The sequence below is a fragment of the Rhodococcus sp. P3_B8 genome, assembly GCF_056402775.1.
On sequence record NZ_JBFUGT010000267.1, the window covers coordinates 1 to 9031 of the forward strand.

At 67.0% G+C, this 9031-nt stretch carries 9 protein-coding genes and 2 pseudogenes; 7 read left to right on the forward strand and 4 right to left on the reverse strand.

Annotation, left to right across the window (positions count from 1 at the left end):
- The first annotated feature begins 408 nt into the window (after nt 1-408).
- From AC1D1G_RS36600 to AC1D1G_RS36615, 4 genes and pseudogenes are all read left to right on the forward strand, one after another.
- A complete protein-coding gene (locus AC1D1G_RS36600; protein WP_477955951.1) occupies nt 409-612 on the forward strand; it encodes a cold-shock protein in 204 nt (67 codons plus the stop codon).
- A 539-nt stretch (nt 613-1151) separates the two neighbouring features.
- Nucleotides 1152-1603, forward strand: a pseudogene (locus tag AC1D1G_RS36605) (DUF6325 family protein).
- A 15-nt stretch (nt 1604-1618) separates the two neighbouring features.
- Complete coding sequence (locus tag AC1D1G_RS36610; RefSeq protein WP_283352396.1) at nt 1619-1906, forward strand: SHOCT domain-containing protein; 288 nt, start codon at nt 1619-1621, stop codon at nt 1904-1906.
- Between the two features lie 31 nt (nt 1907-1937).
- The gene (locus AC1D1G_RS36615) at nt 1938-2327 is read left to right on the forward strand and encodes an SHOCT domain-containing protein (RefSeq protein ID WP_005249450.1); all 390 of its coding nucleotides are present in this window, start codon (nt 1938-1940) and stop codon (nt 2325-2327) included.
- A gap of 312 nt (nt 2328-2639) precedes the next feature.
- Here the strand turns inward: AC1D1G_RS36615 and AC1D1G_RS36620 are convergent, their stop codons facing one another.
- The 3 genes from AC1D1G_RS36620 to AC1D1G_RS36630 all read right to left on the reverse strand — a co-directional run bounded on the left by AC1D1G_RS36620 (nt 2640) and on the right by AC1D1G_RS36630 (nt 5005).
- On the reverse strand, nt 2640-3038 hold the full coding sequence (locus AC1D1G_RS36620; RefSeq protein ID WP_477955953.1) for a DUF7144 family membrane protein: 399 nt from the start codon (nt 3036-3038) through the stop codon (nt 2640-2642).
- A gap of 172 nt (nt 3039-3210) precedes the next feature.
- Nucleotides 3211-4461 carry a cation:proton antiporter gene (locus AC1D1G_RS36625; RefSeq protein ID WP_477955954.1) on the reverse strand — a complete coding sequence of 417 codons (1251 nt, stop codon included), beginning with the start codon at nt 4459-4461 and terminating at the stop codon, nt 3211-3213.
- A gap of 115 nt (nt 4462-4576) precedes the next feature.
- Nucleotides 4577-5005, reverse strand: coding sequence for a DUF7144 family membrane protein (locus tag AC1D1G_RS36630; RefSeq protein ID WP_477955955.1), 429 nt, complete (start codon nt 5003-5005; stop codon nt 4577-4579).
- A gap of 697 nt (nt 5006-5702) precedes the next feature.
- On the opposite strand from AC1D1G_RS36630, the pseudogene AC1D1G_RS36635 reads away from it, so the two are divergent.
- The 3 genes and pseudogenes from AC1D1G_RS36635 to AC1D1G_RS36645 all read left to right on the forward strand — a co-directional run bounded on the left by AC1D1G_RS36635 (nt 5703) and on the right by AC1D1G_RS36645 (nt 8057).
- Nucleotides 5703-7178: pseudogene (locus AC1D1G_RS36635) on the forward strand (CYTH and CHAD domain-containing protein).
- 53 nt (nt 7179-7231) lie between these two features.
- The gene (locus AC1D1G_RS36640) at nt 7232-7468 is read left to right on the forward strand and encodes a hypothetical protein (RefSeq protein ID WP_477955957.1); all 237 of its coding nucleotides are present in this window, start codon (nt 7232-7234) and stop codon (nt 7466-7468) included.
- A gap of 184 nt (nt 7469-7652) precedes the next feature.
- Nucleotides 7653-8057: a DUF7144 family membrane protein gene (locus tag AC1D1G_RS36645; protein WP_477955959.1), complete on the forward strand. Its 405-nt coding sequence runs from the start codon at nt 7653-7655 to the stop codon at nt 8055-8057.
- A gap of 188 nt (nt 8058-8245) precedes the next feature.
- Here the strand turns inward: AC1D1G_RS36645 and AC1D1G_RS36650 are convergent, their stop codons facing one another.
- Nucleotides 8246-8644 (reverse strand): DUF7144 family membrane protein, encoded by a 399-nt coding sequence (locus AC1D1G_RS36650; protein WP_477955961.1) that lies wholly within the window; start codon nt 8642-8644, stop codon nt 8246-8248.
- Between the last annotated feature and the right edge of the window lie 387 nt (nt 8645-9031).

Below are 9031 nucleotides of genomic sequence, written 5' to 3' on the forward strand. Positions count from 1 at the left end.
TCTCCTGCTCGACGAGCAGCGGGACCGCTTCTACGCGCGACGACACCACCGGCCGAACGGACACGCTCCCACCTGAGCTCACCTTCGGTTCCCCCGACACCGTCGCTAGCCTGGGCACCGGTCAGCGCCGTCCGCGAAGGGGAGCCGACCGCCCGGGTGGTGCGTAGCGCAATCTCGCGCGGCCTCAGGGACGTGTTGGCGGCGCTGGCCGTACGAATCGCGCTCGCGTGCCGAGACGGATGTTGTAGGACCTTCGCCCCTACACACAGGGTGCTAGTGCTGGCATCCTCCGATCGAGGACACCAGTTGTTCGACCCTTCGGCCATCCGGGGTGCGGGGATGGTCAGGGTGTCGAGATCGGCCCTCGGTGGGAGGCGCCGTCTCGTCGGCTGCAGGGAGTGAATGATTATGGCGCAGGGCACAGTGCAGTGGTTCAACGGCGAGAAGGGCTTCGGATTCATCAGCCCCGACGACGGCAGCGCCTACCTCTTCGTCCAGTTCTCCGAGATTCAGGGCGGCGGGTACAGGTCGCTCGAGGAGAATCAGCGGGTGGAGTTCGAGGTCGGCCGGGGACCGAAAGGGGTTTACGCCCAGAATGTGCGCCCGGTCTGAGCCGATCGGCGCCGTGTAGCGGGCCGGCGTTCTCTAGCGGGACGGTCCCCGCGTCGCCGGGCCCACCAATGTCTGAGTAGCGAGGATCGCCCCAGGCGGACCACCGTCTCTGGTGCGTGCCACGGAGCGTCTGACGGAATGAGCCCGATGCCGGAAGACGCCGACGGACCGATTCATCGCCGGACGCTCCTGGACGTGCGGGTCGACCCGGTGGAGCGTTTCGCGGACTGTACCAACATGTGCTCACTGCCGGAGACCTGAAGTGGGCCTACGCCGAGAAGGACTACCGGCTGTTGGGCGTCAACACATCCCTTCGTCGCCAGCAGGAAAGCATTCGAGCCGCCATACTGCTCAGCCGACACGACCTGGGTCCTCTGGCCGTGGCATTTGTGSGCGCGGCACTTGTTGTCGTTTTCCGACGCATCCTGGGGCGTGGATGGGAAACTGTGCGTGCTGGGACGAGGCATTTCGCATGCCYGGAGGCGCAGATATGCGCCTGATGTTGTATCGGTGCGGTCGTCAGAAGCGAGGTCGAAGCAGTGACCGGCATTGATTTCGACGAAGTGGGGCCCATCGACTATCTGGTCGTGGAGTTTCCTGCCGAGCACCCGCCCGACGGCTCGGCTCTTCCGCTGCTGCTCGATCTGGTCGAAAGAAAGATCATCCGGGTCCTCGACCTGGTTTTCGTCCGGAAAGGCGCCGACGGATCGCTCGCCGGGATCGCTGTCGAGGACCTCGGCTCACCGGGATCGTCGATGTGACGCTGTTCGCCGAGGCATCGTCGGGCCTGATCGACCGGGGGGATCTCGAGCAGGCGGCGGCTGTCCTCGAACCGGGTTGCGCCGGAGCGATCCTCGTGTACGAGAACCGCTGGGCGGCACCGTTCGCGTCCGCTCTACGCCGGGAAGGCGCCCAACTCGTCGCGTCGGGACGGGTACCCGTCCAAGGCATCCTCGCGGCGCTCGATTCTCTCGACGGCTCCACCCGATAACCCGAGGAGCGCACCGTGCCCGGACTTCTCCGCGGAATCGCCCGCACCGCCGTGATCGCGGGAACCGCGACCACCGTCTCCAACCGGGTCTCGCGGCGGCAAGGCCAACGCTGGGCCGCCCAACAGCCGCCACCGACGCAGCAGGCTGCACCACCGCCGCCCACCCCACCGGCAACGCCGCCACCGCCCGCAGGTGGTGCCGATCGTCTCACCGCGTTGAAACAACTCGGTGAACTGCGCGCACAGGGGGTTCTCACCGACGACGAGTTCAACGCCGAGAAGGCCAGGATCCTGGCCTCCTGACCGGAATCACCGAGTGGACGGAGCACYGACAATGGACGGTTTCTGGGATTTCTTCTGGATCGTCATCGTCTCTTTCCTGTTCGTGTCCTACCTGATGGTGCTGTTTCAGATCATCACCGACCTGTTCCGYGACCACCGGATGTCCGGGTGGCTCAAGGCGCTGTGGTTGTTGTTCTTGTTCCTGATTCCGTTCCTGTCGGCGCTGATCTACCTGATCGTGCGTAACGAGGGCATGACCGAGCGGTCCGCGGCGGCCTTCGCGCAGGTCAAACAGGCCCAGGACACCCACATCCGGGACGTCGCGGGCACGGGCACGAGCGAGTCCCCGGCCCAGCTGATCGCCGACGCCAAGGCACTGCTCGATTCGGGGGCGATCACCCCGCAGGAGTTCGAGACCCTCAAGAGCAAAGCGCTGACCTAGCACCGAAAGGCGCCGAGGCACACCCTTTCTCACACCCCGCACTGCCGCCATCGAAGGAGAGGCAACGGCCATGATCGATCGCACGGACACTCCCGTCAGGATCCGTCGGCGCGGGCGGGGGTGGGGGTCATGAGCACGGTGGACGGGCCTGTCGACCAGCCTCCCGCCGAGGCCGCGGCACGCACCAGAGCCTGGCGCTCAGGTGATGGCATCTGTTCACCTGCTGCTCTATCCGGTCGACGGCGGGGTTGCTGCGGAGCGCACGGTGACCCTGTCGGCGGCGAAAGCGGACAACCCGACGGTTCCGTTCATTCACAACTGTGGTGGCTTCCAGGTCGACACCGCCCAGATCGCCGCGACATCAAGTGCGATGATCACCATCGACCAGGACGGGTAGTACGGCAGCCACAGGAAGTTGGCGAGGATCGAAATGGCCGCAAGGACGATCGCCGCTACCCGCGCCCAACGCGCGCCGGCGGCCAACGCGAGACCGACCACGCAGAGCAGCACCCCGAAGGCGATGTGAAACCAGCCCCAGACGATGAGGTCGAACCGGTAGGTGTACTCGTAAYCCACCGAGAACCCTTCGCTCTCGGCGACACCGGCGATGCCCTGGGCGAACTGGAGGAGACCGACGGTCAGCACCAGACTGGCCGCCCCGAGCGATGTGGCGGTCACCACGCGCTGTTCGRTCGACGACTCCTCGGTCATGATGTACCCCCTTCCGGCGGGGCTGCCCGCACGCCGTATCTGCTCATTGTCCGCCTCAGTCCATCGGGTCCGCCGCGGAATGTGGGCTGGACTATGAAGGACTCCATCGGCGGCGGACCCGCCCGCCGGTCGATGACCACGATGCGCGTGGCCACAGGTGCGGGTGCGGGGATCACCGTCGAGTGTCCGGGGCGGGTCGGGTCTCCGGGTGTGGGTGGTCCCGGGACCAGGCGGCGTAGCGGTCGGCGAGGGGGCTGGCGGTGAGCCCGTGCGCCAGGACGGAGAGCGCGATCGTGATCACCGCGGTGGTCAGTAGTAGTTCTTCGTGGGGTAGCTCGCCCGGTTCTTCGACGATGAGGATGGCGAAGACGATGGTGGCCAGGCCCCGGGGCCCGAACCAGCCGAGGAAGGCCACGGTCGGGGCGCGAGGGTGCGTGCCGACCAAGGACAGCGCAACGGGCAACATCCGGACGACGGTCAGGCTCACGACGGCGTACCCCAGCACAGCCCAGGAGAGACGACCGAGTGCGGGACCGAGCAGCACGGCCCCGAAAACGATGAAGGTCACGGCACTGAACAAATCGCCGGCCTCGTCGATCATGTGCCCGGCGTTGCCGACATCGACGTCGGCGCGGCGCCAGAGTGCACCGAAGGTCAGTCCGCCGACAAACGCGGCAATGAATCCGGAACCGCCCAGCGGCACGGCGGCGGTGTAGGCGAGCAGGGCTGCGGTCACCGGCACGGTGTGCGCCCACAGCGGATCGAGGGCGCGGCGCCGACTGGAGGTCACCAGGACCGCGGCCGCGAGTACCCCTGCGCCCACCCCCGCGACGATCCCGTATCCGATCTGCTCGGTGACCAGACGGGCAGCCGCACCGCCGCCGATCGTGCCCGCCTCGGCATGCGCGATCGCGAGCACGRTCAGGAACAACGGCACACAGATCCCGTCGTTGAGCCCGCTCTCGACGTTCAAGCCCTGCCGAATCCGCATCGGCAGCACGGGGAGGGTGACCACGGCCTGACCAAGCGCGGCGTCGGTGGGGGCGAGGATCACCGCGAGCAACAACGCCTCGGGCCAGGCAAGGTCGCCGAGCACGATCGCGGCGGCACCGAATCCGGCCGCGATGGTCAGCGGCAGACCGATACCGAGAAGTCGCGCAGGCARGGAGATCTCGGTACGGAGTTCGGCCAGGTCGACGTGTGCAGCGTCGGAGAACAACACCAATGCCAGGGTCACCTCGGCGAGCAGTTTGACGATCTCGGCGGTGGCGTGCACATCGACCACGCCGACCGCCTCCCCGCCGAGCAGGAACCCGCTGACGGTGAAGACGATCGGGGCGGTGATCGGCGTGCCCGCAACGCGCCCCGAAATCGCCACGAAGCCGAGCAGGACCACCGCGATCGCCGGCAACGCCCACGTCATGCCGGCCACGCCTCACCGCCGGTCGACATCACCGCGGCACGAGGTCGTGTCGACGGCCGCCTGTGCTCCGTGCGTGCATGTCGCACTGTTCGTTGTCCCGTGTTCGCTTGGCTGTTTATCTCGCCGGTGGATTGGGCTGTGCGACTCGGTCCTTGTCGGGGTGCCATGTCGAGACGGCCCAGATCACCACGGCGTTGAGGGCGATGATCGTGATCGCCCACATGGGGTAGTAGGGCAACCAGAGGAAGTTGACGAGGATCGAGACCGCGCAGATCACCATGGCGSYCACTCGCGCCCAGGCGGCACCAGTGAACAGGGCGATTCCGGCGGCAGTGACGATCGCGCCGAGAACCAGGTGGGTCCATCCCCATGCGGTGAGGTCGAATTGGTAGGTGTAGTCGATTCCGGTGACGATTACCTCGTCCTTGGCGATCGCGGACAGGCCCTGGAGTACTTCGAGGATACCGACGGTGACGAGCAGAACCGCCCCACCCCTCGCGGACCCTTGCACCACATCGCGTTTGACCACAGATTCCTCGGACATGACCGTTCCCTTCCCGGGCAACGCATGAAGTGTTCCGGCAGGTTTGATTGTCCTCYTGTCGGGCCGTGCTGGCGGCACTTCGCGGCAGGTGTGGGCCCGCAGACTGGTCTCCAGGACCAGGACCGCACGTCGCCCCGCCCACTCAGAAGCGGCGAACCCCGTCCCGCAGCCGTCGGCCTGATATATCTGTGATGCCCGGCTGCGACAGCCCGACCGATGGGAGCCGAATCGGCGCCGTGCGGGAGACGGGGCCCGTGCCTCCGTGCCGTCGCCGACCGAGTCGTGCAGCGCCTTCCGCCCAGCCCCCGAGCTCGTCTGATACGGATGCCGGGACGGCGAACTGCCAATGGACCGAGCACTTCCCACGCACGGGCCGGATAGCGGTAGCAGGTCACCGGTTCCGCGTTTCGCCTTCGATGCGGATCCACAACCAGGCATGCCGGCAACAGCAAGATCTCGATGAACGACACAAACCGGGGGCGCGAGAAAGGAGRGGGAAAGACTCGTTGCCSSMCGCCCGGCCGGGGATCGTGCGCTTCAACCAGGTCGCCCCGCACCATGGGACACTCGGTGCAGCGGAATGGATGGTGCGATCGCCCCTTTCGGCATTCGCAGTGGTTGTGGATGCACAACGGCGCACTACGCGGGTTTCACGAGATCACGATTACCCGCCGGGCCGGACGGGCAGTCTGAATCCATGAGCAAGGCGCAGCAGGAACGGGAAGACAAGTACGACGTCGGCGCCGACTTCGCGGTACCGGACCTGAACGACCTGGTCCCGCCGGGAGGTCGGCTCGACGAAGACACCGTCACCCTCGACAGCGAATACTTCGACACCACGGACCGGGACCTGCTCCGCCACCACGTCACGTTGCGACGCCGATCCGGGAACACCGACGCGGGCTGGCAGCTGAAGGTGCCCGACCGCAAGGCGCGCACCGAAATCCGAGTACCGCTCACCGCGGACGACTCGATGCCGGGCGAGCTGGCCGCCCTGATCTCGGGGGTGGCCCTGGGAAAACCGGTGCACCCGGTGGCGACGATCTCGACCGTCCGGCGCCGCCGCCGGATGCTCGGCCCGGACGGAAACCTGCTCACCGAGGTCGCCGACGACACGGTCCGCGCCACCGCGGCCGCCGCCTCGGCCGGGGACGGCGCGGTCGCCAGCTAATGGCGCGAGGTGGAGGTCGAACTGGGCGAGAACGGCGACGGAAAACTACTCCGAAAGATCGGCAAACGGCTGACCCGTGACGACGCCCGACCGTCCCGGTATCCGTCGAAACTGTCCCGAGCACTGAACCCGAACGGTCCAGGCCCCGCCGCCGACGACTCCGGGGCGGAGGTGGTTCGGGAGCTGTTGACCGCCTACCTCGACACCCAGGTCCAGGCGATCGTCGGCGGCGATGTATGGCTGCGCCGCGGGTTGGACCCGGTCCATGCCACCCGGGTCGGGATCCGACGGTTCCGCAGCACCCTGCGGGTGTTCAAGAAAATGCTGGACCCCGCCGCCCGGACCCGGCTCGACGAGGAACTGTCCTGGTACGCGGGGGTGCTCGGTGAGGTGCGGGACCGGCAGGTCCAACGCGCCCGGTTCGCCGCCGCGGTCACCGACCTACCCGGCGAGCTGGTGCTCGGTCCGGTCGCCGCCCGGATCGAGAACGATCTGCTCGCCGAACAACTTCGATACCGGGCCGAGGTGATGGAAACCGTCGACGGCGACCGGTACCGGAACCTGCTCGCCGAACTGGCGCGGTGGCGCACCGACCCGCCCATGACCGAGAACGCGACCTCCGGGGCCCGGGCGCTGAAGAAGGCCGCCCGCAAGGCCCGCCGCAAGGCGGACAAGAGGTTGGCTGCCGCCCTCGACGACGGCGGCGACGACGCCCTGCACCGCGCCCGGAAGGCCGCGAAGCGGGCCCGCTACGCCGGCGAACTCACCCGCGGGCTGGTCGGGAAGAAGACGGGCAAGAAGAGGATCGCCGAATACAAGAAGATCCAGAAGGTTCTCGGGGAGCACCAGGACAGCGTGGTCGCTCTCGGCACCCTCCGCGACCTCGGTGCCCGCGCCGGGTCCACCGGCGGCGAGAACGGATTCACCTTCGGGCTGCTGTACGGGCTCGAGCTGCAGGCCGCGCGGCGCGCCCGCGACGATGCCGCCCGGCTCACCATCTGACCCTTCGGGCACGGCGCGCACCGCCGACGGGATCATGACACCCGGATCCACGGGTGGACACGGCATCGACGTCCACTCGGCCCGGCTTCTCCCGGCGGGCGGGCTGCTCGCACGTCTGCTCACCCACGTCGCGGCGGGAACTCGAGGAGCTCGACGACTACACCGCCGCCTGGGCGGTGACCCAAATCCTGCCGACCGGCAACGGAGCCGATCGGCACCACCGAACACTGCCACCGGGTTCCTTCACCGCCGTGCTCGACCTGCCGACCCACACCACCGAAGGCCGTTGACCCGCATCGGCATCACCGCAACTGCACCGCACCCCGATGCGCCATTTCGAGCTCATTCACCTCCTCGGGACCCGACACCAGAACCTCTGTCTGATCGAAATGCGCGCAATCGCGGATCAACGCCTGGTGAGCGGTGCACACTGAGAACGGCATACAACATCGGCGTCCCGAGAGGTGAATCGTCGTGACCGACAAGTCGACCGTCCGTCGGGAGATCGCAGCCGACACGATGATCGGTGCCGCGATCTTGCTGGTCACCAGCGGTGTGCTGCATATCCTGCAGGGGATCGCCGCGATCGGCAACGACCAGGTTTTCGTCGTCATCACCGACTACACCTACGAATTCGACCTGACCGTGTGGGGGTGGGTCCACCTCGTGCTCGGAATTGTGATCGCGCTGGTCGGCGCCGCCCTGTTCCGCGGTGGCCTGTGGGCGCGAACGTTGGCAGTCACCCTCGCGGCAGCATCGATCGTCGTCAACTTCCTCTGGCTGCCCCACTACCCGGCGTGGGCGATCACGATCATCGCGATCGACACGGCGATGATCTGGGCAGTCATGACTGCGATCCCTCGCTCGGCCCGACACTGACACACGCGATCGACGCTGCTTCGACGGTCGCCGCGAAAATGTCGTGACGACCCGCATTCGGTTCGGCCCGACGGGAGTAACAACGCTCCCGGTCCGCGATGGTCGAAGTATCGACCGTGCAGGTGACGGTGTCCTCGTCGCACCGTTCTCACCGAGCTCATCCCAAATGATCGCGAAGGGGTTGCGGCTCAGGTCTCCTCAATATTCCAGGTCGCGACCGCCCAGATCACCACGGCATTGAGGGCGATGATCGTCACCGCCCCCGCCGGGTAGTACGGCAACCACAGGAAGTTGACGAGAATCGACACGGCGCAGATCACCACCGCCCCCACTCGGGCCCACGCCACACCGGTGAACAGGGCGATACCGCTGGCGACGGCGATGACCCCGAGCACCAGATGAACCCCTCCCCACGCGATGACGTCGAACTGGTAGGTGTACTCGATGCCGGTGACGATCACCTCGTCACCGGCGAGCGCGGAAATGCTCTGCACGACTTCGAGGATCCCGACGGCGATCAACAGAATCGTCCCGCCCAACGACGTGCCCTGTGTCAGAACGTGTTTGACCACCGATTCCTTCGACACAACCGTCCCCTTCCAAGCGCCATAAAATGCGCTCTGGCCTGACTCATTGCTTCCCCCCAGGTCGGTGACGGCCGCATCGCGACTGCCCCACGCGGGTGACGAACAGCGGTCGTGGACGCAGTGCCGGGGCAGTGTCGCGCTGGCTCTGGCAGTCTGAAGTGGCCCCGGTCGGGCGGCTCGAGTTGGACCCAGTCGACCCTTATCCGGTGAGGGGTGTGACGGCTCGAAGTGGCCCCACCGCGACACGCCCGGGGTGGCTGTTTTCGTCGGTGTGAATCCCGGTGACGGGTGTGGGCGCGATGATCGAGACGAACCACACCGCCGGCCGTGAGGGGTTCGGGTTGGAGTCTCGGGTGCAACTGTTCGAGGACATCCGCCGTGATGCGC

Excerpts from the sequence above, each read along its gene's own strand:
- AC1D1G_RS36600 (WP_477955951.1), top strand. The coding sequence starts at position 409 with ATGGCGCAGGGCACAGTGCAGTGGTTCAACGGCGAGAAGGGCTTCGGA.